At 68.1% G+C, this 23,129-nt stretch carries 20 protein-coding genes and 5 pseudogenes; 14 read left to right on the top strand and 11 right to left on the bottom strand.

All coding sequences use genetic code 11. From position 1 onward, the window contains the following. Positions 1–210: 210 nt before the first annotated feature. Both GTY47_RS20170 and GTY47_RS20175 read right to left on the bottom strand, forming a co-directional pair. Complete coding sequence (locus GTY47_RS20170; RefSeq protein WP_158688479.1) at positions 211–411, bottom strand: hypothetical protein; 201 nt, start codon at positions 409–411, stop codon at positions 211–213. Between the two features lie 8 nt (positions 412–419). Then, positions 420–857, bottom strand: a complete 438-nt coding sequence (locus GTY47_RS20175) for an Lrp/AsnC family transcriptional regulator (protein ID WP_010048344.1) — start codon at positions 855–857, stop codon at positions 420–422. Positions 858–1,027: 170 nt separating this feature from the next. Between GTY47_RS20175 and GTY47_RS20180 the strand changes: the two genes are divergently transcribed. Then, positions 1,028–2,305, top strand: a complete 1,278-nt coding sequence (locus tag GTY47_RS20180) for an ArgE/DapE family deacylase (RefSeq protein WP_173937218.1) — start codon at positions 1,028–1,030, stop codon at positions 2,303–2,305. A gap of 822 nt (positions 2,306–3,127) precedes the next feature. Here GTY47_RS20180 and GTY47_RS20185 read toward each other — a convergent pair. Then, positions 3,128–3,616 carry an NUDIX domain-containing protein gene (locus GTY47_RS20185; protein ID WP_078602995.1) on the bottom strand — a complete coding sequence of 163 codons (489 nt, stop codon included), beginning with the start codon at positions 3,614–3,616 and terminating at the stop codon, positions 3,128–3,130. 168 nt (positions 3,617–3,784) lie between these two features. Between GTY47_RS20185 and GTY47_RS20190 the strand changes: the two are divergent. Next, positions 3,785–4,738: pseudogene (locus GTY47_RS20190) on the top strand (IS701 family transposase); the annotation flags it as partial. On the opposite strand, the gene GTY47_RS41035 reads toward GTY47_RS20190, so the two are convergent. Together GTY47_RS41035 and GTY47_RS20200 are read right to left on the bottom strand one after the other, a co-directional pair. Then, positions 4,680–5,381, bottom strand: a complete 702-nt coding sequence (locus GTY47_RS41035) for an Lrp/AsnC ligand binding domain-containing protein (protein WP_231911035.1) — start codon at positions 5,379–5,381, stop codon at positions 4,680–4,682. The pseudogene GTY47_RS20190 and the gene GTY47_RS41035 overlap by 59 nt on opposite strands. Beyond that, a complete protein-coding gene (locus GTY47_RS20200; protein ID WP_231911037.1) occupies positions 5,378–5,890 on the bottom strand; it encodes a MarR family winged helix-turn-helix transcriptional regulator in 513 nt (170 codons plus the stop codon). The genes GTY47_RS41035 and GTY47_RS20200 overlap by 4 nt, the downstream gene beginning before the upstream one ends. A 140-nt stretch (positions 5,891–6,030) precedes the next feature. Between GTY47_RS20200 and GTY47_RS20205 the strand changes: the two genes are divergently transcribed. From GTY47_RS20205 to GTY47_RS41050, 8 genes and pseudogenes are all read left to right on the top strand, one after another. Beyond that, on the top strand, positions 6,031–7,164 hold the full coding sequence (locus GTY47_RS20205; protein ID WP_010048360.1) for an extracellular solute-binding protein: 1,134 nt from the start codon (positions 6,031–6,033) through the stop codon (positions 7,162–7,164). A 160-nt stretch (positions 7,165–7,324) separates the two neighbouring features. Further along, the gene (locus tag GTY47_RS20210) at positions 7,325–8,131 is read left to right on the top strand and encodes an MBL fold metallo-hydrolase (protein WP_010048363.1); all 807 of its coding nucleotides are present in this window, start codon (positions 7,325–7,327) and stop codon (positions 8,129–8,131) included. 5 nt (positions 8,132–8,136) lie between these two features. Continuing rightward, on the top strand, positions 8,137–8,559 hold the full coding sequence (locus GTY47_RS20215) for a nuclear transport factor 2 family protein (RefSeq protein WP_040904401.1): 423 nt from the start codon (positions 8,137–8,139) through the stop codon (positions 8,557–8,559). Positions 8,560–9,165: 606 nt separating this feature from the next. After that, a pseudogene (locus tag GTY47_RS20220) lies at positions 9,166–9,603 on the top strand (ABC transporter substrate-binding protein); the annotation flags it as partial. A gap of 369 nt (positions 9,604–9,972) precedes the next feature. Next, positions 9,973–10,692, top strand: a complete 720-nt coding sequence (locus GTY47_RS41040; protein WP_231911213.1) for a recombinase family protein — start codon at positions 9,973–9,975, stop codon at positions 10,690–10,692. Positions 10,693–11,205: 513 nt separating this feature from the next. Beyond that, positions 11,206–12,855: a BBE domain-containing protein gene (locus GTY47_RS20230; protein ID WP_010048376.1), complete on the top strand. Its 1,650-nt coding sequence runs from the start codon at positions 11,206–11,208 to the stop codon at positions 12,853–12,855. Between the two features lie 141 nt (positions 12,856–12,996). Beyond that, positions 12,997–13,149: pseudogene (locus tag GTY47_RS41045) on the top strand (IS110 family transposase); the annotation flags it as partial. Positions 13,150–13,314: 165 nt separating this feature from the next. Continuing rightward, positions 13,315–13,806 (top strand): annotated as a pseudogene (locus GTY47_RS41050) (transposase); the annotation flags it as partial. A gap of 764 nt (positions 13,807–14,570) precedes the next feature. Here the strand turns inward: GTY47_RS41050 and GTY47_RS20245 are convergent. Together GTY47_RS20245 and GTY47_RS20250 are read right to left on the bottom strand one after the other, a co-directional pair. Continuing rightward, entirely contained in the window at positions 14,571–15,818 is a 1,248-nt protein-coding gene (locus GTY47_RS20245; RefSeq protein WP_029181762.1) for an MFS transporter, read from the bottom strand. 205 nt (positions 15,819–16,023) lie between these two features. Further along, a pseudogene (locus GTY47_RS20250) lies at positions 16,024–16,302 on the bottom strand (LysR family transcriptional regulator); the annotation flags it as partial. A gap of 111 nt (positions 16,303–16,413) precedes the next feature. On the opposite strand from GTY47_RS20250, the gene GTY47_RS20255 reads away from it, so the two are divergent. Then, a protein-coding gene (locus tag GTY47_RS20255; protein WP_231911039.1) for an IS5 family transposase occupies positions 16,414–17,308 on the top strand; the annotation gives its coding sequence in 2 pieces (ribosomal slippage) (positions 16,414–17,268 and positions 17,270–17,308; 894 coding nt in all). A gap of 175 nt (positions 17,309–17,483) precedes the next feature. Here the strand turns inward: GTY47_RS20255 and GTY47_RS20260 are convergent. Continuing rightward, the gene (locus tag GTY47_RS20260; protein ID WP_010048385.1) at positions 17,484–18,320 is read right to left on the bottom strand and encodes an MBL fold metallo-hydrolase; all 837 of its coding nucleotides are present in this window, start codon (positions 18,318–18,320) and stop codon (positions 17,484–17,486) included. Positions 18,321–18,724: 404 nt separating this feature from the next. Here GTY47_RS20260 and GTY47_RS20265 point away from each other — a divergent pair, with 404 nt between their 5' ends. Continuing rightward, complete coding sequence (locus GTY47_RS20265) at positions 18,725–19,027, top strand: hypothetical protein (RefSeq protein WP_010048386.1); 303 nt, start codon at positions 18,725–18,727, stop codon at positions 19,025–19,027. Between the two features lie 95 nt (positions 19,028–19,122). Here the strand turns inward: GTY47_RS20265 and GTY47_RS20270 are convergent, their stop codons facing one another. The 3 genes from GTY47_RS20270 to GTY47_RS20280 form a co-directional block, all read right to left on the bottom strand. Next, a complete protein-coding gene (locus tag GTY47_RS20270) occupies positions 19,123–19,509 on the bottom strand; it encodes a hypothetical protein (RefSeq protein ID WP_158688480.1) in 387 nt (128 codons plus the stop codon). Between the two features lie 236 nt (positions 19,510–19,745). Continuing rightward, on the bottom strand, positions 19,746–20,069 hold the full coding sequence (locus GTY47_RS41055) for a DUF6336 family protein (RefSeq protein ID WP_010048388.1): 324 nt from the start codon (positions 20,067–20,069) through the stop codon (positions 19,746–19,748). A 563-nt stretch (positions 20,070–20,632) separates the two neighbouring features. After that, the gene (locus tag GTY47_RS20280; protein ID WP_010048389.1) at positions 20,633–21,241 is read right to left on the bottom strand and encodes a TetR family transcriptional regulator; all 609 of its coding nucleotides are present in this window, start codon (positions 21,239–21,241) and stop codon (positions 20,633–20,635) included. Positions 21,242–21,273: 32 nt separating this feature from the next. Here GTY47_RS20280 and GTY47_RS20285 point away from each other — a divergent pair, with 32 nt between their 5' ends. Both GTY47_RS20285 and GTY47_RS20290 read left to right on the top strand, forming a co-directional pair. After that, a complete protein-coding gene (locus GTY47_RS20285) occupies positions 21,274–22,587 on the top strand; it encodes a M14 family zinc carboxypeptidase (protein ID WP_040904395.1) in 1,314 nt (437 codons plus the stop codon). A gap of 169 nt (positions 22,588–22,756) precedes the next feature. After that, complete coding sequence (locus GTY47_RS20290; RefSeq protein WP_010048394.1) at positions 22,757–22,909, top strand: hypothetical protein; 153 nt, start codon at positions 22,757–22,759, stop codon at positions 22,907–22,909. Positions 22,910–23,129: the final 220 nt, after the last annotated feature.

A 23,129-nucleotide genomic window follows, 5' to 3' on the forward strand; every position in this document is an offset into this window, starting at 1 on the left:
ACTAGAGACATCGCCCTACGGCGAAACCGGGCGTTCCCCGCTCTGAGCAACAAGTGGTGTCAGCTCCCACGTACAAAACCAACCTCGTGCTGGTTCCGGGAGAGTGACCCCGACATCTGCTTCTGTGACGGCGGCGGATGCCGCAAATGACCCGCCTCCTGGACACGCTGAGAACGAGCGCATGAGACGGTGCCGGGAGGGTCCGCCGCCTTACAGGTTCTCGGCCTCGTCGCCGAGGTCGCGCAACCTCTGTGATTCGCGGACGGCGCACACGACGAGCGCGGCGAATGCCGGCATCGCCCACGTCTCCGGATCGATCGCCCGTCTGCTGTAGCCACCGAGGCGACCACCGGTCTGCTGCGTCGGCCCGAGGCGGGCGGACGCCGGCCTCGGCACTCGCGGTGGTCCCACGGCGTCGATCACACGCGAGGCCGGTTCAACAGCCGGGAGAGCACGATGGCGCTCTCGGTCCGTTCCACAGGAGGGGTGGCGCGCATGCGTTGGATGGCCTGTTCCAGGTGGGGGATGTCTCTGGCGAGGATGTGGACGACTGCGTCGGCGGCCCCCGAGACGGTGCAGGCTTCTACGACCTCGGGGATGGCCTCCAGCGCTTGGCGCAGTTCGGCGGGGGCGGGATTGCCGGCGCAGTAGACCTCGACGAAAGCCTCGGTATGCCAGGCCAACGCCTGAGGATCGACGAGAGCGGTGAAACCGCGGATCGCTCCGGTAGCCACGAGGCGGTCGAGACGCCGCTTGGCGGCGGGCGCGGACAGCCCGGACGCCTTGCCGATCTGGGCGTATGTGGCCCGTGCGTCGTGCAGCACGTACCGGATGATCGCTTGATCGATGGCGTCCATGACCTCACTCCAGACATCGGAACCCTGCGGCCCAGCGCAATAAATGGCCACGGGCCCGCTGACATTGCAAGAAAGCGATGGTGGACAGCAGCAAATGGCGATTGCTTGCATTATCCGCCGAACATAGTCTCCGGCTTGTCCTGATGTCACGTGCTGGGAGCGGTGTTGAGATGACAGCAAGCCTGAGCGATGTGGAAGCCTCGGCACTGGCCGCGGTGGACGAGGCGGGCATCGCCCGGCTGCTGCTGGAACTTCTCGCTGTTCCGAGCGTGACGGGGAGCGCCGCGGAGTCCGAGGTTCAGCACGTGCTGGCCCGGCATCTGAAGCGGATGGACCTCGATGTCGACCTGTGGTCCATGAACCTGCCCGAGCTACGTGACCATCCCCGTTTTCCCGGCAGCGAGGCCCCGCGCACCGAGGCGTGGGGCCTGGTGGGCGGCACGGTGCCCCAGGGCGACGGGCCGACCCTGATCCTCCAGGGGCACGTCGACGTCGTCCCTTCCGGGGACCTGGCGCGTTGGGAGGGTGACCCCTTCCGCCCTCGGGTTACCGGGGACGTGGTGCACGCACGAGGAGCGTGCGACATGAAGGCGGGTGTGGTGGCGATACTCGGCGCCCTGGCCGCGATACGGGAGGCGGGCGCAAGGTTGCGCGGCCAGGTCTCCGCGCAATTCGTGGTCAGCGAAGAGGACGGGGGGCTCGGGGCGTTCGGTACTCTCCAACGCGGCCACACCGGCGACGCCTGCATCATCACCGAACCGACCAGCGGCGCGGTCATGACTGCGAACGCCGGCGCCCTGACCTTTCGCATCCAAGTACCCGGCCGGGCCACCCACGGCAGCACCAGATACGTGGGAGTGAGCGCCATCGACGCATACCTGCCCGTCCACCGCGCGCTCGCCCATCTGGAAGCCCGCCGCAACGTCGGCGCCGACCCGCTCATGTCCGAATACCCCATCCCCTACCCGCTGTCCGTCGGTACCGTCCATTCCGGCGACTGGGCCAGCAGCGTGCCCGACCTCCTGGTGGCCGAGGGAAGACTGGGCGTCCGGCTGGGCGAGGATCCGGCCCAGGCACGCACCGAACTGGAGGCGTGCGTGGCCGAAGCCTGCGCGGCCGACCCCTGGCTGCGCTCCCACCCCGCCACGGTGACGTGGCCCGGCGGGCAGTTCGCCAGCGGACGGCTGCCGGCCGGGCATCCGCTCGCGGCCCAGGTCGCCGACGCGCACGCCGACGTCACCGGCGGCCCGCGACCTTCCGAGCGAGGCGCCCCCTACGGCAGCGACCTGCGGCTGTACTCCGGGGCGGGCATCCCCACGCTGCAGTACGGCCCCGGCGACGTACGCCTCGCACACGGTCCACAGGAACAGGTCCGCGTGAGCGACATCGTCACCGTCACCCGGGCACTGGTGCTGGCCACACTGCGCACGGTCGGCACCAAGTCGTAGCCCCCCAGCCTCACCCCCTACCGGCTGCTTGTGCCCCGGTGGAAGTGACTGTTGCGGCGAGCCGGAGGCGGTCGCAGGGGTGGCCGGCGGCGGTTCCGACAGTACGGCAGTCCTCGGCCACCGGCCCGAGAGCGATCACCGCAGTCCTCTCACCACGGCCGAACCGCTCACCTTCCTCGTACCGGATCCGCTCACGAAGCCGTCGCCTCTCGGCGGTCAGCCCGCCACCCTGCGCGTACCGCATACCACCGGCCTACAGGGCCCACCCGTCACCACCCCCGACCACACCCCGAGGAAGTCAGTGATCAACAGGCACGGTAGCGAGATCAAGACTCGCGGACCGATCAACCCACCTGCCCGGGCACGTCTTTCATCCGTCACACCCCCTCCAACGACTCACAACCCGCACTGCTCCGCCCTGCGGGTTCAAGGACGGGATCTGACGTCATTTCTCGTGAACATCCACGGCCCCGCCGACCGCCCATCGCCACCCAAACCGATGGACAAACGCTGCTGCTTGAAGTGAACGAAGCCAGTGAGCGGTGTCGGGATGGCGGAGCCGCAGCTTGTTGATCACGCGTCGTGCAATGGGCGCCGTGCGTCGACGACAAGGGCAGGGCCGGCGACCGTAACCACTCCTCAACCGCCGCGCCGCCACGGCATAGACGCTTCCCGTGTCCGTGGCACACCGTCCGGTGCAGTGGTGGCACGCGCGGCGAATCCACCCACCTGAACACCCCTGCCTGCAACACGACACCCGGATACCTCGGCGGCCTAGTCGTGAGCGGGCTGAGCAACGAGGGTGATGCTCACGGTTTCGCTCTACCAGTCACACGGAGCGTGCAGGTCGCGGATCGAGTCGTCGAGTTGCACGGGCCGGTCGGGCCAGCCGTTTGTGGACCATTCGGTGATGCGCCACGCCAGTCTCTTGGGCCAAACGGGGGTGTTGGGCAAGAGGGCCACGTCCACCCACTCCAGTTGCTGACCGGGCGACAAGTCACCGGGAACTGCGCGCTGTTCAGCGCAATGCGGGTCGCCCAAGCGCATCAGGTAGTAGTGCTCCACGCGGTCGCTGTTACGTACCACGGCCAGTTCCCGCTCAGCCGTCGCGGTCAGACCGGTCTCTTCCGCCAACTCCCGCTCGGCAGTCAGCGATGGGGCTTCCCCTGGCTCGACGCCACCGCCAGGGATGAAGTACTTGTGGCCGTCTTCGGGGGCATATCGGATGAGAAGCATCCGCCCTCTGGCCAATACGACTGCGCCTCCCCGGCGAGGAACGTCGCGGGTACGACCCTGCCATGCATCCGTCATCGTTACTCCTGCACTCCAGCATCAGATCGTGATTTGGCTGGTCAAGGCCCGATGTGGCATGAGTGCGGCCACCGTTGATCATCGTGAGTTGTGTGGACAGACGACGAGACGGTGGGTGCAGGCCACAGCATAGATCCCGTCCGCTGGCGGGAGACGTTCGAGGTGGCCATGGGGCGTATCGCGGGCCGGTTCGCGCGGGTCGAACCCCGCCTGCGGGCCGGGCGGTTGGTGTTGGGCTGCTGGCTGACCTGCCGCGCAAGAGCTGCTGGACGATCGCGGAGTGGGCCGGGGAATCGACCCCGCACGGCATGCAGCACCTGCTGTGCCGGGCCTCCTGGGACGCGGATGCGGTCCGTGACGACGTGCGCGAATACGTCGTCGAAAACCTCCACGACGAGGCCGCGGTACTGGTCGTCGACGAGACCGGCGATGTGAAGAAGGGCACCCACACGGTCGGGGTGCAGCGCCAGTACACCGGCACAGCCGGGCGGATGGAGAACTCCCAGGTCGCCGTCTACCTCGTCTACGCCGGCGAGCGGGGACACGCCACAGTGGACCGGGAGCTGTACATTCCGCGGTCCTGGACGCGCGACCCGGAACGCTGCCGGGCCGTGGGCTCGGCGAGGACACCTCCTTCGCGACCAAGCCGGAACTGGCCCACACGATGATCGAACGGTTTCTGGACGCCGGACACCACGTGAGCTGGGTCAATCCGGGGACGAGGTCTACGGCGGCAACCCGAAACTGCGCACGGCCATGGAGGAACGCGCCTGGGCTATGTGCTCGCGGTGGCCTGTTCGGCCGGAAGACCACCGGCGCAGGCACCTTCCGCGCTGATGCCTGGCGCGGAAAGTGCCCAAGCGGGCCTGGCAGAAGCTCTCGGCCGGACGCGGCGCGAAGGGACAACGGTTCTACAACTGGGCCGTCATCGATCTCGCCGAAGCGGCGCCGGGCCACCGCCAGCTCCTGATCCGCCGTAACCGCACGACCGGTGAACTCGCCTACTACCGCTGCTGCTCACCCGAGCCGGTGCCGCTGACCACCTTGGTGACGGTCGCCGGATTCAGATGGCGGGTGGAAGAAACCTTCCAGAGCGAGAAAGGGCTGGCCGGCCTCGATGACCCCAAGGACCTCTTCGGCTTTGCCTTGTCCCCCAGCCCGGTCGGCTGAGCCCACCGAATCGCCAGTAGTCACAACGAAGGGCCGGTTGAGCAGCCGGGAGAGCACGATGACGCTCTCGGTCCTGTCGACGGGAGCGGTGGCGCGAACCCCGTTGGATGGCCAGTTCCAGATGGGTGATGTCTCTGGCAAGCATGTGGAGCACTGCATCGGCTGCTCCGGAGACGGTGCAGGCTTCGACAACTTCGGGGACGTCTTCCAGGGCTTGGCGCAGCTGGGCGGGGATGGGGTTGCGGGCGCAGTGCACCTCGACGAACGCCTCGTGTGCCAGGCCAGCGCCTGGGGGTCGACGAGAGCGGTGAAACCGCGGATCGCGCCCGTGGCCACCAGGCGGTCGAGACGTCGCTACCCGACAACACCCCGAGGAAATCAGTAACTGGCCGACTATGAGGATGTCGCCGAGCAGGAGCGCGCTCGCCTCGCGCAGTTCCTCGCGGTCCTCCGCGACGAGGTCCTCTCCCGACAGGGCGGTTTGGACCACGGCCTCGATGCAGAACTCCAGCTGTCGGTGACCGAGTGCGAGGACCGTTACCGCCGACCATCGTCCGAGCGCGCAGCTATCGCCTGGGTCTAGGCCCGAGCTCACTGGTTGGCGTCGCGGAGTGTGCGCAGGATGCGTGCAAAGTGGCAGCGATCTTCGGCTGAGAGCACGGAGGTGACATGACTGCGCAGGTGGGAGACATGTGCGGTCAACGCCTTGTTGAGGGCTTCGCCGCCCTGCTCGGTCAGTACGGCGAGTGCCGCCCGCCGGTCGCGGGGGTCGGGCTCTCGGCGGATCAGCCCTTCCCTCTCGATGCGGTCGGCGAGCCGGGTGAAGCCGCCCGAGCTGAAGGACACGGCATCGGCCAGGTCGGTCATGCGCATCCGGTGACCGGGTGTGCGGCCCAGTCTCAGCAGCACCTCGAACCAGGTGTCGGGAATGCCGATATCGCGGTTCACCAGTGGCTTGATGCATGCGTAGGCCTCCACGAACAGACCGAAGAGGGTCACGTCCTCGTCATTCAGCAGTTGCTCATTCACCTCACCAGAATGCCAGAAGTCCGATGTCGGAAGGATCTGCGCTTGCAGAATCTGCAGCAGCAGATATATTTCCAAGCACGTGGTGTCGCCCGCCGCGTCGGCAGCGGCCGGGGCTGACGTCCGCGGACCGGGTCACCGTCCTGGACCCCACCCACGGCATCGGCGCCCGGCATCTCTGACCGCCTGAAACCCTCCAGGCCCCCGAAGGAGTAGTTGTGAAGTCGACCCGCAGCACCTGGGCCCTCGGCGTCGCTCTGTGCGTCCTGGCCGCGGGCGGTGCCACCGCCGCCGTCCCCTCCTCCCAACCCGCACAGACCGGATCGAGTGCGGAGGCCCAGCTTCAGGCGCTGTACCAACAGGCCGTGACCGAGGGCGGCCGCCTCGTGGTCTACGCCGGGGGAGACAAGCCCGGCCAGGCCGACTACCTCAAGAAGGCGTTCGAGAAGAAGTTCCCCAAGATGAAGGTCGACATCGTCGTCGACTTCAGCAAGAACCACGACGCCCGCGTCGACCACCAGGTCGCCGAACGCCACGTCGTCGCCGATGTCGTCCATCTGCAGACCCTCGACGACTTCCCGCGCTGGAAGAAGGAAGGAGCGCTGCAGAAGTACAAGCCGGTCGGCTGGGACAAGGTCTACCGGCAGATCAAGGACAAGGACGGCTACTACACCGGCCTGTTCTTCTTCGCCTTCGCCAACGTCACAGCTACCACCCTCGGCTCGGACGCGCCGGTCGAAGCGAGGGACTTCCTCAAGCCCCAGTTCAAGAACAAGCTCGTCTTCACCTACCCCAACGACGACGACGCCGTCCTCTACTACTTCAAGCAGCTCACCGACAAGTACGGCTTCGACTACCTGAAGCGACTGCTTGCCCAGAACCCGAAGTTCGTGCGTGGCACCCAGGACTCCGCCGACCTGGTCGGCACCGGCAACAACGTGGCGAGCTTCGGCACCGGCGGCAGTGCCAGTGGTCTCTCCCGGACCAGCCTGCCACGCAAGTCCCCTTGGGTGGCCTGGCCTCAGACCGGCGCCATCCTCAATAGCGCCCCACACAAGGCCGCCGCCAAGCTGTACCTGAGCTGGCTGCTGTCCAAGGACGCCCAGGAACACGCCATCGGCACCTGGAGCGCCCGCACCGACGTCGCCCCGCCGGCCGGCCGCAAGAGCGTCTTCGACTACGCCAACATGAACCCGCTCGGCCTCGGTGAGTTCATGAGCGACCGTGCGGCCCTGGATCGTTACAAGGCTCGCATCGGCCTTTACGTCGGCGACGTTCATGGCGCCAACCCGTCGGATCCCAAGAACCTTCTCGGTCTTTACCCCACAGACCAGAACGGCACCCAGGGCTGACGGTCCGCTCCTACCGGCACGGCGTACGAGCCGACGTGTGCTCCGTGCAACCGCAGATCGATCTTGACTGCAGCTCCGACCTCACCCGTCTCTCCAGGACGCACCGCCACATGGCGGAGCGCCGGTTTCCCCAACCAGCACCTCACGTCAGGAAGCAGCCATGAGCACTCTTTCCTTCAAGGTCCTCGACCTCGACTTCCCCGCCGGCAGCAAGAACAAGACCGCCACCCTCGTCACCGGCGAGCACGAGGCGCTGCTGGTCGACGCCGCCTTCACCCGCGCCGACGGCCACCGCCTGGCCGCCGAGGTCCTCGACTCCGGCAAGAAGCTCACCACGGTGTTCGTCAGCCACGGCGACCCCGACTTCTACTTCGGTGCCGAGGTCATCGCCGACGCCTTCCCCGAGGCGCGGTTCGTCGCCACCCCGATCGTCATCGAGCACATCAAGCACTCCTACGAGGGCAAGCTCAAGGCCTGGGAGGCTCTCGGCCCCAACCTGCCCACCCGCCTGGTCGACCTGGAGCCCTTCACCGGCGACCTCACCCTCGAAGGCCACCGCTTCGAGCTCAAGGGCGGCCCCGCCGGACTGTCCGACCGCCACTACCTGTGGCAGGCCGAGCACCGCGCCCTCCTCGGCGGCGTCCTGCTGTTCCAGAAGGAGCACGTGTGGGTTGCCGACACCCCCACCTCCGACGACCGCGCCGTCTGGATCGGCCTGCTCGACGAGATGGCCGCCCTGCGGCCGGAGCTGGTCGTTCCCGGCCATCGCCTCCCCGGCGCCCCTGCCGACGCCTCCGCCATCACCGCCACCCGCGACTACCTGGTCGCCTTCGAGGAGGAGCTGGACAGGGCCGCCGACGGCGCCGCGCTCACCGAGGCCCTCGTCGCGCGCTACCCGGACAACGGCATGCTGATCGCCGCCCAGCTGGGGGCGAAGGTCGCCAAGGGCGAGATGAAGTGGGGCTGACCGGCATGACGCACGACAGCACCGATCTCGTCGCCTCCACCGCCCCCCCGGACGTCGTCCGCCGCCAGTACCTGGCCTCGGCGGCCGGTGACCTGGCGGCCCTGCGGGCCACGCTCGCCCCCGACGTCGAGTGGACGGAGATGGCCGGCTTCCCGCTCGCCGGCACCTACCGCACGCCCGAAGGCGTCACGTCCAACGTGATGGAGAAGCTCGGCCAGGACTGGACGGGCTGGATCGCCCACGACGACACCTACGTCGTCGACGGCGAGAACGTCGTCGTCCTCGCCCGCTACACCGCCGTCAACAAGGCCACGGGCGAGCCGATCGACGTGCGCGTCGCCCATCACTTCGTCGTCCGCGGCGGACTCATCGTCCGCTTCGAGCAGTTCGTCGACACCGCGCTCGTCCGCGACGCGATGAACGACTGACCATCGCAACGCCGGCCGTTCGCCGCGGTTCCCCGTCGCGGCGCATGGCTTCCGCACGTGAGGAGGACACTTATGACGTGCTGGCCGCGCATTCCTACGGCGGTGTTCCCGCCACCTGGGCGGCGGCCGAGACGGGCCAGGTCGCAGAGCTGGTCTACATGGCCGCGTTCGCGCTGGAACCGGGCAGCTCGATGATGGAACGGATGGGCGGCGATTTCCCGCCCAACTGGATCCACTCGCCGGACGGACTCGCCGTCAAGGCAGGTGACGTCCAGCAGGCCATCTTCAGCGGTGTCGATCCCGACCTGACCGCCCAGGCCGTCAAAGGGCTCAACTGGCAAGGAATGCGCGCCTTCACCGAAACGCTCGGTGCCGCCCCCGCCAACACACCACTCACCTACACCGTGGCAACACAGGACCCCTCCCTGCCGCCGGCCGTGCAGGAACAGTGGGCCGCCCGCGCCGCACACAGCGTGCAGGTGCCCTCGGGGCATTCCCCGCACCTGTCCCTACGATGTCGCGGCGATGCTCGCCGAGGCGGTCGCACGGGCCGCGGAGCGCGCCTGAACCGAGATCACCCTCCCCTCACGCAGAAGGCGAAATCCCGTGACCAACTTGCCCAGCCGACGACGACTTCTCGCCACCGGAGCGGGGACTGCGCTCAGCCTCGGCACACTCGGCACCACCGCATCCCACGCCTCGGCCGCCCCCGCCTCGGCCGCTTCCACCAAGTCCGCGAACGGCAGCGGCTCCGAGGAGAGCAGGACCCTCGACGAGCTGTACCAGGACGCCCTCACCGAGGGCGGCGACCTCGCCAACTCGGGCAGCGGTGCGAGCGTGCGCACCGTCTTCCGCGCACGGTTCCCGGAGATAGACCTCCAGCTGATCGTGGACTACAGCAAGTACCACGATGTCCGGATCGACAACCAGTTCGCGACCGGCACCCTCGTCCCCGACGTTGTCCAGCTGCAGACGCTGCAGGACTTCACCCGCGGGAAGCGCGAGGGCCGGCTGCTGCACTACAAGCCCGCCGGCTTCAGCAAGCCCCACAAGAAGTCGGAGCCGAACACCCCGGCCGGACTGGTGGGCACCCGGAGGGAAATCCGGCCTGTGCAGCGAGTTGCAAAGGAGTGCCCGGCGGCGGCACATGACCTCACCAAGCCGCCGCCGGGCTCCTGTGCCGCGCAGATCCCGCCCCAACGGTCCGCAAACGACCGTCTGTCGCTACTCACCCGGGTGATCACAAACCCCAGGTGGGCAGTGTCGGCTCGCGTCGGGCATCAACGTCGGTGAACAGTCCGGCCGATCGATTTCGACACACGCTCATCGGCTACGCGCGGGCCTCGACCGCCGACCAGAACCCCGATCACCAAGATTGACGCCCTGCTACGAACCGGCGTCGACCGCGACAACATCCACGTCGACAAGGCGAGCGGTGCGAAGGCGTCCCGGCCGAAGCTCAAACTCGTCCTTAAGCTGCTGCGTGAGGGCGACACATTGAAGGTCACTCGGCTCTCCCGTTCGGTGCTGCACTTGGTGACGCTCGGCGCCGACTTGCGCGAGCGCGGGATCGGGCTGCACGTCATCGAGCAGGGCATCGACACCACCACGATGGCGGGCCGGGCGATGTCCGGGATGCTGTCCGTGCTCGCCGAGCTCCAGCGTGAACTGATCGTGGCGAACACCAACGACGGTCTCGCCTCCGCGCGGGCTCGGGGCCGGGTCGGCGGGCGCCGGCCGAAGCTCACCTCGGACCAGGCCGCGCTCGCCCAACGGTTCTACGATGAGCGAGAAAAGACCGTCCAACAGATCGCCGACATGTTCGGCGTGCCCCGGTCGACGGTGTACGGGCACCTCGACAAGATCAAGACCGTGCCTTGCAAGCCCGACCCCGCTGACATACAACTGGTGCAGCACGCCGCCACCATCGCCCGGCACAAGACACGATCAGACCACCGCCGGATCACCAACTCCTGTCGCGGCGGCGATTGGTGCTGGCCACGTCCCGTATCAGCGCGTTGCCGCAGTACACGTCGCGGCCTCAGGCCGCGCGCCCCTCAGCTGAACTCGGATGTCTCGCTGCAGGACATGCCCAAATGGCTGCAACGCCGTCTACATACAGGCAAGAGCTAGAACTCGGCGCAGGTGAAGATGCGCTCAATCCTGGTTGCTGACATCACGCCCGCGGCAAATGATTATCCCACTAACAGATACGCTGAGGGACTCTGACGCCGCGTAGTTGCAGTGTGTGCTGCCGCACAAGTCAAAAGACAGATGGCACCGGCGCGTCTTTCCCCCGGTGCGCAAGCCGCGCTTTCACATGCCAGCGGTGCAAACGCGGCGCGTGAGGCGGTCCTGTGGGGGACGGCGCGCATTAAACGCAAAGCCGCACGCCTTCCTCTGCAGGCCGACGTCTGGCGACAGTGACAGGTGTACGCGTTCCGTCCGTGATGAGCCCTGACGGGTGGTTGCCTGCGGGGTGCGCCGACGGGTGCTCCCCGGTGGTGAACAGCTGTCGACGGAATGCATCGCCGCAGTCGGCGAGTGGTTGTGGCGGCCGGCCAGGCACGGCCGACCTGTCCGAGGCCGCCGACCGACTCCGACCTCGCATGCTCATGCACGCTCCCCCCACCATGAGAGGCACCGATGCCAGCACAACCGATCGAAGTCAAGCCGGGCGATGAGCGGTACGACGCACTGCGCCGCGGGTTCAACCAACGCTGGATCGCCCATCCCGACCACATCGTGGTAGCAACGTCCGCGGACGACGTGTCAGCAGCCCTGACCACGTTCCTCAGCAAACCGGCCAACACCAAGCGCCGCATCACCGTACGCTCCGGCGGCCACTGCTATGAGAACTTCGTCTCCTCCCACGACGTCGGCGTCATCATCGACGTCAGCCCCATGAACCGCGCCTACTACGACCCGTCGATGAAGGCGTACTGCGTCGAGGCGGGCGCGACGAACTGGCACAGCACCACCCAGCTGTACCGGACCACGGGCCGGGCCCTGCCGGGCGGCTCCTGCTACTCCGTCGGCAGCGGCGGCCACATCTGCGGCGGCGGATACGGCCTGCTGTCCAGGCTCCATGGCCTGACCGTCGACTACCTCTACGCCGTCGAGGTGGTCACCGTCGCCGATGGCAGGACCCCCCGGGTCACCGTGGCCCGCAAGGACTCCGACGACCCGAGCCTGCGCGACCTGTGGTGGGCCCATACCGGCGGAGGCGGCGGGAACTTCGGTGTCATCACCCGCTACTGGTTCCGCGACCTGCCTCAGCCACCCGCCCAGGTGCTGCTCAGGTCCGTCGCCTGGAAGTGGGAGCAGTTCCAGCAGCACCCCGACCTGTTCAAGTCGCTGGTGCGCCGCTACGGGCAGTTCTTCGAGCACGAGCATGCCGGGAACGGACCGGACTTCATCCACCGCTACGGATACCGAGACCTGTTCACCCTGCTCAAGCTCACACACGTGTCCAACGGCAAGGTCGGCCTGATCATCCAGATGGACGGCACGAGCGACGACTCACCCGCGCGCCTGAAGGCCTTCCTGGACTACATCACCGAAGGCTTCACCGCCGGCACCCAAACGTACGTCCACGAGACGGTCCTGGACCAGCCGACCGGTGAGCACCCCGCGCAACGTGAGCTGTTCATTCCCACCCTCCTGCCGTGGCTGACCGCCACCCAGAGCCTGAACGACTCCGGCCCCAACCGCTGCGGCAAGTACAAGTCGGCCTACCACACCAAGGCGTTCACCGAGGAACAGATCGACGCCATTCACCGCCACCTCACCGACACCACCTATGAGAACCCCGACGCTCTGCTGCAGGTCGACTCCTACGGGGGGATGGTCAACGACGTCGCCCCGGAGGCGACAGCTGTACCGCAGCGCTCCTCTGTCATGAAGCTGCAGTACCAGGCGTACTGGACCTGGGACAAGGACGCCGACGCCAACGGGGTGTACGACTACCGCGACGCCGACAAGGACAGCGGGATCGCCGAACCGCACCTGCGCTGGATCCGCAACTTCTACAAGGACGTCTACAAGTCCACCGGTGGCGTGCCCGCGGTACCCGATGTCGCCCTGCCCGCATCGCAGACATCAAACACAGACGGCTGCTACGTCAACTACCCCGACGTCGACCTCGACAACGCCACCCTCAACACCTCCGGGCAACGATCACCCCGGCTCTACTACAAAAACAACTACAAACGCCTGCAGCGCACCAAGCAACGCTGGGACCCCAAGAACGTCTTCCGCCACGCCCAGTCAATCCGACCGCCCGAACGCAGTTGATCACCGCGGCTGGCGCTGGGGTACTGGCCCCGGCCGGACTTTGTCGGCGTCTGTCCTTCTGGCAGTGGCCGGGTCCACCGCGGGGTTTCGGTCTGGGTCCAAGAGCGCGCAGGTCGATCACCGCATGGCCGACCCCGCTCCCGCGACCCGCACTCGGGCTCGTACAAGAAGATCGCCGTAGGCAAGCACCGCACCCAAGGCCTCCTCTGCCTCGCGAGACGACGAACCGACGTGCTCTTCGCAATGCTGCGCGACGGCACCTTCTACGACCCCCAGCCCGCTCCCACAGGTTGACCAAACCCATAGGGGCCCCCTACACACCAAGCGCCGTCAAGCAGCGCGAACATCACCCAAAAGAAGTGAGAGACTGTTTCGTGCGATCACGATCCGTTGCGAGTGCATTCGCCGTCGGGGTGGCGCTGGTCGCTACCAGCGGCCGCGGGTGCCGGACCGCAGGCGTTCGGCTCGGGCATGACCTGCTGGCGGCGTCTGGCAGCCTGGAACGAGGCCGGCGTCTAGGACCAGCTGCTGCTGCACCGGCTGCGCTCGAAGAACAAGCTGGACTGGTCGCGGGCGGTGATCGACTCCTCTCACGTCCGGGCGGCCCGGCGGGGCCCAAAAGCGGTCCCAGCCCGGTCGACCGCGCACGCCCGGGCAGCAACCACCACGTCATCACCGACGGCCAGGGCATCCCGCTCGCGGTGTCGCTGACCGGCGGCAACCGCAACGACGTCACCCAACTGCTGCCCCTGCTGGACAAGATCCCGGCAGTGGGCGGAGTCGTCGGCCGGCCACGCCGACGGCCCGACATGCTGTTCGCGGACCGCGGCTACGATCCCGCGCGGTACCCAGGCCGGTGCCGTGCGACTGTCCCCGCTCGGCGATCGCCGACCGCATGGCTTCCGCCGTCTGCGGATCCGGTGGGAACGACGCGACGACATCAACGAAGCACAGTTCCCGCCGGACGCCCCCGCGACCCTGGCCGACATCGAAATCCGTGGTGGCAGGTCAGCACCGCCGACCTTGTGGACCGCTACAACCTGCAGTGCAGACCGGTCCGCGACCTCATCGTCGACTACCTCACCGAACGCCAGCCGAACCTCGACTACACCTCGCTCAACAAGCTATCGACGTCCCTGACAAGCCTGTTCTGGGCCGACCTCGAGCAACACCACCCCGGCATCGACTCCGTCTGGATGCCGAAACGGGCACGGCCTGGAAGACCTGCCTCGCCACGAAGACGGACCGGAAGCGCAGCCCGAACGGCACCGTCGTCACCATCACCGAACCCCGGGCCAGCGCCCACACGGTCAAGCAGGCCGTCCGGGCCTTCTACCCGGACATCGCTCACTGGGCCCTCGATGAACCCGAGAGATGGGGCCGGTGGGCTGCACCAGTCCCCACATTCGATCAGATCGCCGCCCGCAACAGCGCCGTCAGAAAGCCCTGACCGTAGTGATCTCTGCCTGCGCCGAGCGCCGCCTACGATTCCGAATCGTCGTCATCCAGGGTGGGCGAGAACGCCTTCGCTTAGCTGCACCGCAGCGGCCGCGCCCAGCAGGAATCCTCGCGGACTCCACGCCGCAGACCGCGGTGATGCCGACATGCTTGAACGGCTCGACGCGGACGTGGACGACCGCGTGCAGGGCCTTGGCGCCTCTGAAGATTGCCCACACATCGGCATGGCCGTCCATCCATACACGTCAGAGTCGAGTTCAGCCAGGCACCGGATCTTCGGAGGCGGGCAGCGGTTCCGCGGTCTTCGGAGCCAGGGCGCGGATGGAGGGGGTGGCGACCATGGTGAGGGTGGCGAGGAGGATGAGCGCGGCGGCCGCGTAGAGGGTGGCATGGAGACCGAGGAGGAGCACGGCGGGTCCGGCGGCGAACTGGGCGAGCGGAAGCGCGAGGTAGGAGCCGAGGTCGTCGTAGGCGTAGACGCGGGCCAGGCGGTCCTCGGGGATCTGCTCGTTGAGGGTCGAGTACCAGGCGACGCCGGCCTGTTCGACGCCCACGCCCGCCACAAAATTGGCCACGACCAGCACCCAGGTATACGGGGCGAGCGCGAGCAGCAGCGGGATCGTCGCCGTCAGGCCCATCAGCGCGCAGCCGACCAGAATGGCGCGCCGGGGCCGCCATCTCAGCGACAATATGCCGCCGGCGACCGCACCGAGCGAGCCCGCAGCAAGGGCCAGGCCCCAGCCGCTGCGGCCGATCCCGGTGGTGTCGGCGACGGCCGGGCCGAGGACGGTGAACGAGGCGGTGAGGCCGGCGTTGAGGAAGCAGAAGGCCACCACGATCACCCACACCCAGGTACGGGAGGTGAACTCCCGCCAGCCGAGGCGCAGTTCATGCACCAGGCCGGGGCTGGGCGCGGGCGGCGCGACCTGGACGCGGACCAGCGCGAAGGACGCGGCGGCGAGCGCGAAGCTGAGCGCGTCGACGGCCAGGCCCCAGCCTGGGCCGATGGCGGCGACCAGTACGCCGCCCAGCGAGGCGCCCACGATCATCGCGCTGCTGCCCGCGACCCGGGAGAGCGCGAGGGCCGCGCGGCCGGACTCGGCCGGCACGGTCTGGGGCAGCAGGGCCTGGGCGGCCGGCTGATAGCAGGAACTTGCCGCCCCGTTCACCGCGGCGAGCACCATGAGCACAGGGATGGCGGCGCTGTGGGTGAGGACCAGGGCCGCGACCACCGCCTGGCTCGCGGCGCTGACCACACTGCTGCCCACCAGCAGCGGGCCGCGCGGCAGCCGGTCCGCCAACACCCCGCCGTACAGCAGGAAGAGGATGCTGGTGAGGGAGTGGGCGCCGACCACCAACCCGAGCGAGCCGACCGAGCCAGTGGCGTCGAGCACGGCGAAAGCCAGGGCGATCGGCGCAACTCCGTTGCCGAGCAGGTTGGCCGTCGTACCTATGAAGAGGTAACGGAACGCGCGGTGGCGCAGAGGCATCAGGGCGGCAGACATGCGCCTGATCGTCAAAGCCGGGCGGCGTGCCCGTCAACGGATTTTACGACCGGGCCGGGTGTGCGGCTGCCCGCTCATTGGCTTCTGAACGACGCCTACGCCGGCGCGGCAGGCGTGGCCCTGCGGATCGACGGTACCGCGGTCCAGTCCGCCGCCGCGCGCGAACAAGCGGGCCCAGGGGGTGTCTGTTAATTCGGTCATCTGGTCAGCGGGCTACCCAGTCCGGTGCCCACACGTCGTGCCGGCTAGGCGGGCCTGCGGTGCGCAGATGGTCGCGTAGCGCGGTCAGCACGGGGTGCTGGTCTCCGCTGCGGAAAAGCAGCACATGCGGGTAGACCGGGGTCGGGTCGTGCAACGGGATGCGCCGCAGGTCGTGGGTCTGGGGCCACAGATACCGGTCCCCGCTGCCGACGAGGGTGGCCAGCGAGGCCGAGTCGGCCAGCGTGTCCATCAGGGCCTCGTCGCCGGTGTTGGGGCCGAGCGCGTGTTCCAGCTGGCACCGTGGTCGCGGGAGTGCCCGCCCAGGTGATCAAGACGATTGACTGATCCAGGCCGGGCCGGCCCAGCTGCACAGCGCCCCCACGGTCTGATCCTGTTGCCTCGCTACGCCCGGCTGACCGACCGGCTGTGGGACCGGATCCGACCTCTGCTGCCCTCCGGTACCGGTCGTCGCGGCAGGCCGTGGGCCGATCACCGCTGCGTTGTGGAGGCGATCGTCTACCGGTACCGCACCGGCATCCCTTGGCGAGACCTTCCAGCCGTGTTCGGATCCTGGAAGACCGTGTGGGCCCGCCACCGCCGCTGGGCCGCCGTCGGAATCTGGGACCGCGGGCTCGGCGTCCTGCTCGCCCGCGCGGACGACGACGGGCTGATCGATTGGCGGGTGGCGGTGGACTCCACCATCACCCGGGCCCACCAGCACGCCACCAACACGCACCGTCCCGAGGAGTGCCGGGCTGCAGCCCAAGGGCAGGGCCTCAACGGCCACCGAGAGCCCGCTGGGCACGCGATCGGCCGTTCCCGCGGTGGGCTGACCACGAAGATCCACCACGCCGTGGACGGTCAGGGCCGACCGCTGGCCGTCATCGTGACGCCTGGGGAGGCGCACGACGGCCGCTCCCTGCCGTTGCTGCTGGACGAGCTGCGAGTCCCCAGGACTGGAGCGGGCCGCCCCCGCGCGACCCCGACCATGCTGCTAGGGGACAAGGCATACTCCTCCCGAGCGATCCGAGCGACGCTCAAGGCCCGGGGGATCACTGCGGTCATCCCTGCGCGGCGTGACCAGCAGAAGCACCGTCGCCGCCGTGGTTCAGCAGGCGGGCGTCCGTCGAAGTTCGATCCGGTGGCCTACAAAAACCGCAACGTGGTCGAACGGTCCTTCGCGCTGCTCAAGCAGTGGCGGGGTTTGGCCACTAGGTTCGACAAGCTCGCGATCGTCTACCGCTCGGGCTGCGGTCCTCGCCGCAGTGCTGGTCTGGGCTCGCATTTAACGGACACGCCTAGTGGCGGCTTGCATGGAGCAAAGGAGGTAGGCTGCCCCGCGCACTGTGACTCGCAGCGATAGTTGGCCACTCGCAGTGCTGCTTGGCCAGGTGGACGCCCGATCCGCACCGATCACCGACCGCTACATCACGGCCTGTCGCGCATATGCAGGCGACGCGGAAGTCATCCCGGGCTACCGGGTGCAGGCTGGTGCCCGCCGCCGGTGGGCTCGAACCCTGCCAGCATCTGCTCCAGCGCCGCCTGGTCCGGCCCTACGAACGCCGATTCCCCGGCTGCCGAGCCGAGCGTGTCGATCATCGACGCGGTGAGCCCCGGCGCCGGTGGCAGATGCGTGGAGAGGATGAGCTCCGGCTCCCTGTCCCGCAGCGGCTGGAAGGTGCCGAGGAACTTCTGGACATCCACGTTGTGCACCCACGGGCTGTCGACCGTGGCCCACAGCAGTTGCGCGGCCCTCAACTCCTCCACGCCGACCGCACGGACGTCATCGGCGTGTGCCAGTTCAGCACTGGGCATCGGCCCACCGAAGCAGTCGGAGCTGAAGCAGACCCCCGACCGGTCGTCGAAGAGGGCGACTGTGGCTGGGTTGTCGAACAGCGGCGGCTTGAACCCCGTGAGCGTGCGGTCGCCGACATTGAGGCTCTGCCCCGGATTGAGCAAATACAGGCGATCGAGCGGCAGCGGCCTCTCACAGGACATGAACCCGGCGGACAGGAACGTGGTCACGACGCGCGCCTTGGGCGCCGCGGCGAGCAGATCGAATATGCCACCCGTGTGATCACGATCCGGGTGCGTAAGCCAGATCCATCGCACGTCGGCGGGATCCAGCACAGAACCAAGCACCTCTAGAAAGTTCCTGTCGGGGAGCCCTAGTCCGGTGTCGATGACGACGGGCTGCGAGGCGAGCAGTACGAAGGCGTTCACCGGGAGGTGCCCGATCCCCGGCGCCTCAAGGCTGTCATTCAGAACGCTGATGTCCGGGCGGACCTTGTGAACCGGCATGTCGCATCTCCATGCCCCCAGGATGGTGATCGCGCCGCGGCCTACGCGTCAATCATCTGCCCCTCTCCCTGGCCTCGCATCCCGGCCACGGCATCAGGCAGGCGTGGCAGCAGGAGCGGTGGCGGCGGCAGGAAGGTCGCCGAGGAGCGGACCCGCGAAACGGCCCCTCCAAGCCTGAGCCCTCCTCCATCGGCCGGAGCCGGGAGGCCGCTCGCAGCGCACTGCGGGGCGGCCTAGCACTCAAGCGGTAGATCGTGATCTTGCTCCCGCAATGCTGTGGCAGGAGCGCTCCGCGCGGTGGCTGAACTCTCGCACGTTTTGCATGCCCAGGGATGCGGCGAGAGCCTGGAAATGGCGGGGCTGCCGCCCGGCAGTCACGGCTCGCAGCAGTTATGGGAGGTCTCATGGCTGTCCTGGTGGAGGTCGAGTTTTCGGGAGTGACAGCGCAGCAGTACGACACTGTGGATCAGCGTGTGGGCGCGCGAGCGGAGCGGCCTCCTGAAGGGCTGCTGTTCCACACGGCGATCATCACTGACACGGGTTTGCGGGTCGTTGACCTGTGGGAGTCGACCGAGGCGTGTGAAGCGTTCATCGCGAACCGGCTCCAGCCCGTCATCAGGGAGGTGGGCTACCCCGAGCCGTCGTCGGAACCGAAGTTCTCGAATGTGCACTACCACTTCGAGCGGCGGCAGCAGGTCGACGCCTGAGGTTCCTGAAGCGACAGGCTCCAGGGCACGGCCCCACCGCACCGCCCTTTCACGGTTACGGGACAGTCCTTAGCTGGGGAATAGACCGCGCACCCCTATGCCTGGAATTGAATGCCCCTCGAATCGACAGGCCGCCAGAGGCGGCGTGCCACGGCATCCTGAAGTTGAGCCGCTACCTCTCGATTCTTAGCCCACTGGCTGATGAACGTCGTATCGAAACAATCTTGCTCGCTATTGGAAGCGACCTGGGCAACCAAACTCCCATGGCCTTGACCCACGCCGTTGTCCCAAGCGTTGTTGCATGGAAGGGTCCGAATCCTTGCCTCGAGCCAGGATCTGAGTTCGGCCGGTACGAGTACGTAGCAGGCCCTCAGGAAGGCGATGGTCTGCTGAGGGGCAACGGGCAGCGTGTCGCCCGCGATGATGCGGCGGGTCATGCTCTTGGTCCCGGCGAGCTCCTCGTCCTTGGTGGTGGTGACCACGATGAAGGCCTGGACGGTCTCCCAGGCGGGGACAGTGCTGCGGAGGCGGCGCGCTCAAGCGTCGCCTTCGACGGTGCCCCCCTTCACGTGCAGGAGCTTGGTCATCTGCTCATAGGTCAGTCAGCCCCGGCCTTGCGGCTGCGCAGAAAGTCCGCGAGCTTCGCGCACGTCGGTACGGTGCGGTCCACCGGCTTCTCGGGTCGTCCCATGGCGACCGCCCGCGCCGGGCGCGAAGCTCAGTCGCCGTACAGCCAGCTGCCGTATCCGGCGCCGCCCACGAGATAGTGCAGGCCGAAGACGCCGGGGAACAGCACCAAGGCCGGCACCCCGACCCGCATCAGGACCGGGGCCCCGACCGACAAGGGCCCGGCCCGGCCCCTGACGGTGCGCCAGTCGCAGCAGCGCCGGACCTCTCCCCCGCGAAACCACCACAAGAAGAGCCCGGGGAGCGTCCCCACCACGGCTATGAAGGCGGCACACAATCCCACGACAGCGAGGAACATCCTCCGGCCGCCGTGGCCACCCAAGAACAGGGAGGCCACCCCGAACAGAGCCACCACGGCCAGCCCCTACACGGCCCCACGCACCGCCACGTCCCCAATTCACCGACAGAGTCGTTCCAAACGAGGCACATGACGCCGGGTGGCCGGGCCTCTCCGCCACAGGCAACCTACCTCTACGCCCTTCGAACGGGCGAAACTCCTCATCCGTGCGCAACCACCGGACCCGGGTACGTGTCCCACGCAGGCGACGTGCCTGCAATCCCCGCGCCCGCGCCTCTTCCAGGACCTGTCCACTGTTCGGGATTGTGCTGGCGACGACAGCCGCAGCGGCTACTGCCTCGATGCCGTCTCCGCCATCCACGCGTGCTCCGGAGTCCGTGACTCGATGAAGTGCTCGCTCAAGCACGTCGATGACCTTCTGAGGAGTCAGCCCCTCAAGCTCATCGACGAAGTCTGCAGCGAGGTCGCTGTCGAATGGGCCGGTTCCCCACGTTCCCATGCACGGCTTCTGCCATCGCTCTATCGGACGAAGGCAGCATTCACTTTTGGCGTCGCCCAGGGGCTTGCGGTGGGACGGTGGACGGTGGAGTGGTTCTGCCGCGGGACTCGATGCGTCACTGTCAGGCAGGCCCGAGCACCTCGGGTGCGACCAGGGCGCGGGCGGTATCGGCGAAGTACCGCTCAGGGGCCTGCTCGGTCAGGCCGAGGACGGCGCGCTGGCCGAGTCCGGAAAGCAGTGCCCGCAGCGCTCTTGCCAGGTGCCGCGCCTGCCGCGCCGACACCGTGGAGCCCTGATGCGGTCTGCCGGTGAACAGCTCAGCCAAGCGCTCTTCGTGTGCCTGGATGGACGTAGCCAGCCTGGCCTTCAGCTCGGGGTCGCGCAGGGCCATGTCCTGCAGGCTCGTCTCAAACGACAAATGACGCAGGGCCTCGGGGTTCGCACAGGTGCGCGCGTAGAAGTGGGCGAACGCCTCGACGGCCGCCAGCAGGTCGAGGCTGGCGGGCACCGCCTGGTCGATCCCGTCGTAGTGCGGGCCGAGGTGGTCGGCGACCAGGGCGGTCAGCAGGCCGTTCTTGCTCCCGAAGAGCGAGTAGACGGCCCCGGTGGTCAGGCCGGCCTGTTCGGCGATCTCTTCCAGCCTGGCGCCATGACCGTCACGGGTCACGACCCGGCGTGCGGCCTCCAGCAGTGCGCGGCGGTTGCGTTCCTTGGTCTCCGCCCTCGTCATTCTCATAATCACATTATTACAGTAATCTCCTTATGGATATCACGCGCTACATGGGCCAGGTGCCCGACTACCCGTCCTTCCCGTCCGTCGACGCCCTCCACGCGGAGTTCGACGCCATCACCACCACCCACCCGCAGCTGGCACGGATCAGGACCGTCGGGACCTCGCGGCTGGGCGATCCCCTGCGCGTGCTCACCATCGGCGACGGCCCGGCGGACGCCCTGGTTATTGGTGGGCCGCACCCCAACGAGCCGATCGGCTTTCGCACGATCACCGCCCTGGTCGACCTGCTCTGCCGGGACTCGGCACTGCGCGCTGAGTTGGGATGCCGCTGGCACGTCCTTGCGTGCGCCGACCCCGACGGCGCCCGGCTCAATGAGGGCTGGTACGGAAACCCCGGCGACCGCCGCGCCTACGCCGAGCACTTCTACCGCCCTGACCTGGACGAGCAGGTCGAGTGGAGCTTCCCTCTCACCGTCGGCGACTACCGCTTCGACCGCCCGTTGCCGGAGACCACGGCTCTGATGCGGCTGATGGACGAGATCGAGCCGGACCTGGTCTGCTCGCTGCACAATGGCGAGCACCAGGGGGTGTTCTACTACCTCAACCGCGACGACGCGGCGCTCGCCCGGCAGCTCGCCGAACTCGCCGCCATCGAGGGGCTACCCAGCCATCACGGCGAGCCCGAGGTGCCGGGCTCGCGGCTGATCGCGCCATCCGTCTACTCCACCCCCACCGGCTCCACCCTCGGCCCGGCCTTCGGGGCGGGCGCCGGCAGTGCCGACTACGCCGCCCGATTCGACGCGCTGCACTTGGTGGCCGAGGTCCCCCTGTGGACCGACGACCGGGCGGCCGACGAGACCGCGACGGACCTCGACTACCGAGACCTGGTAGCCGCCTCCGCAGCCGCCCGGAAAGAGGCGTTCACGACCGTGGAGACCGCACTGAACGCCGTCGCCAACGACCTCACCGTACGATCCCCGTTCCGACGCTCCGTCGAGGGCACGCTGCGAACATTGCGTACGTACGCCGGCCAGCTCGAGGCGCTCGCCCTGCCTGATCGGCCCGCCACGGTCGCCGAAACGTTCGACCAGCGCCAGGAAGTACACCTCGTCCGGCTCCGCCTGCTCGGTACCTGCCTGCGCATGCTCGACGCCGAGATCGACGCGGGCAACCCCGCCCCGGCCATCCGCACCCAGCGCTCCCGCCTCGCCGGGCACTTCGACCGCTGGACGACCGAAGCCGAGACCGAAACCGCGGGCATGCGCCTGGAGATCCGCAGACCCGTCGCCGTGCAACTGGGCGCCATCCTGCTCACCGCACAGGCTCGGCGCCATGAACGCTGAACAGAGCGGCCGGGCCGATCAGTGGTCTCCCCGCAACATTCCCGCCGAGCAACGACATCAATTCCCGCCGAAATCGATCACGCAAACAGCTGGCAGGTGACTCCCACACGGGCCCAGCAGCGCGTACCCCGAGGGCGGATACCACTCCTACGACCGCTGCATCCCGATCGTGGCGATCACGCTGGACCTGCTGCGCGAACACGACCCGGCCGGACCGGCGTTCCGGCGCTTCGGCCGCGACCACTGCGAGCCGCTGCTGGACGCGATCGGCAGCCCCTGCCGGGACGCCTACATCGCCCGCCGCCGCCACGCCGCCCGGTAGGAGGAACAGCGCCGCGCGGAGCGGGAGGCCAGGCGTCCGAACTCCTCGACGAGGCAAGCATGCGACATGCCTGGTCAGCGATAGGGAGTGTCCACGGAGGGGGCCCCGAGGCCTGGGCTCCCCATCGCGCATCTCCCATAAGCAGCTGTCAAGAAGCGCCCGGGGCGGTCGGCTGCTCCCATCCGTGCCAGCAGGCCGACGGCGGCGCGCCGGCCCCACT

Source organism: Streptomyces sp. SID5464 (genome assembly GCF_009862985.1).
GTDB classification, from domain to species: Bacteria; Actinomycetota; Actinomycetes; order Streptomycetales; family Streptomycetaceae; genus Streptomyces; species Streptomyces chartreusis_D.

Bases quoted from the DNA above. Each gene is read 5' to 3' on its own strand.
- GTY47_RS20175 (WP_010048344.1), bottom strand. From the start codon at position 857: ATGGACGCCATCGATCAAGCGATCATCCGGTACGTGCTGCACGACGCA.
- GTY47_RS20180 (WP_173937218.1), top strand. From the start codon at position 1,028: ATGACAGCAAGCCTGAGCGATGTGGAAGCCTCGGCACTGGCCGCGGTG.
- GTY47_RS20185 (WP_078602995.1), bottom strand. From the start codon at position 3,616: ATGACGGATGCATGGCAGGGTCGTACCCGCGACGTTCCTCGCCGGGGA.
- GTY47_RS20210 (WP_010048363.1), top strand. From the start codon at position 7,325: ATGAGCACTCTTTCCTTCAAGGTCCTCGACCTCGACTTCCCCGCCGGC.
- GTY47_RS20215 (WP_040904401.1), top strand. From the start codon at position 8,137: ATGACGCACGACAGCACCGATCTCGTCGCCTCCACCGCCCCCCCGGAC.
- GTY47_RS20230 (WP_010048376.1), top strand. From the start codon at position 11,206: ATGCCAGCACAACCGATCGAAGTCAAGCCGGGCGATGAGCGGTACGAC.
- GTY47_RS20245 (WP_029181762.1), bottom strand. From the start codon at position 15,818: ATGTCTGCCGCCCTGATGCCTCTGCGCCACCGCGCGTTCCGTTACCTC.
- GTY47_RS20260 (WP_010048385.1), bottom strand. From the start codon at position 18,320: ATGCCGGTTCACAAGGTCCGCCCGGACATCAGCGTTCTGAATGACAGC.
- GTY47_RS20265 (WP_010048386.1), top strand. From the start codon at position 18,725: ATGGCTGTCCTGGTGGAGGTCGAGTTTTCGGGAGTGACAGCGCAGCAG.
- GTY47_RS20280 (WP_010048389.1), bottom strand. From the start codon at position 21,241: ATGACGAGGGCGGAGACCAAGGAACGCAACCGCCGCGCACTGCTGGAG.
- GTY47_RS20285 (WP_040904395.1), top strand. From the start codon at position 21,274: ATGGATATCACGCGCTACATGGGCCAGGTGCCCGACTACCCGTCCTTC.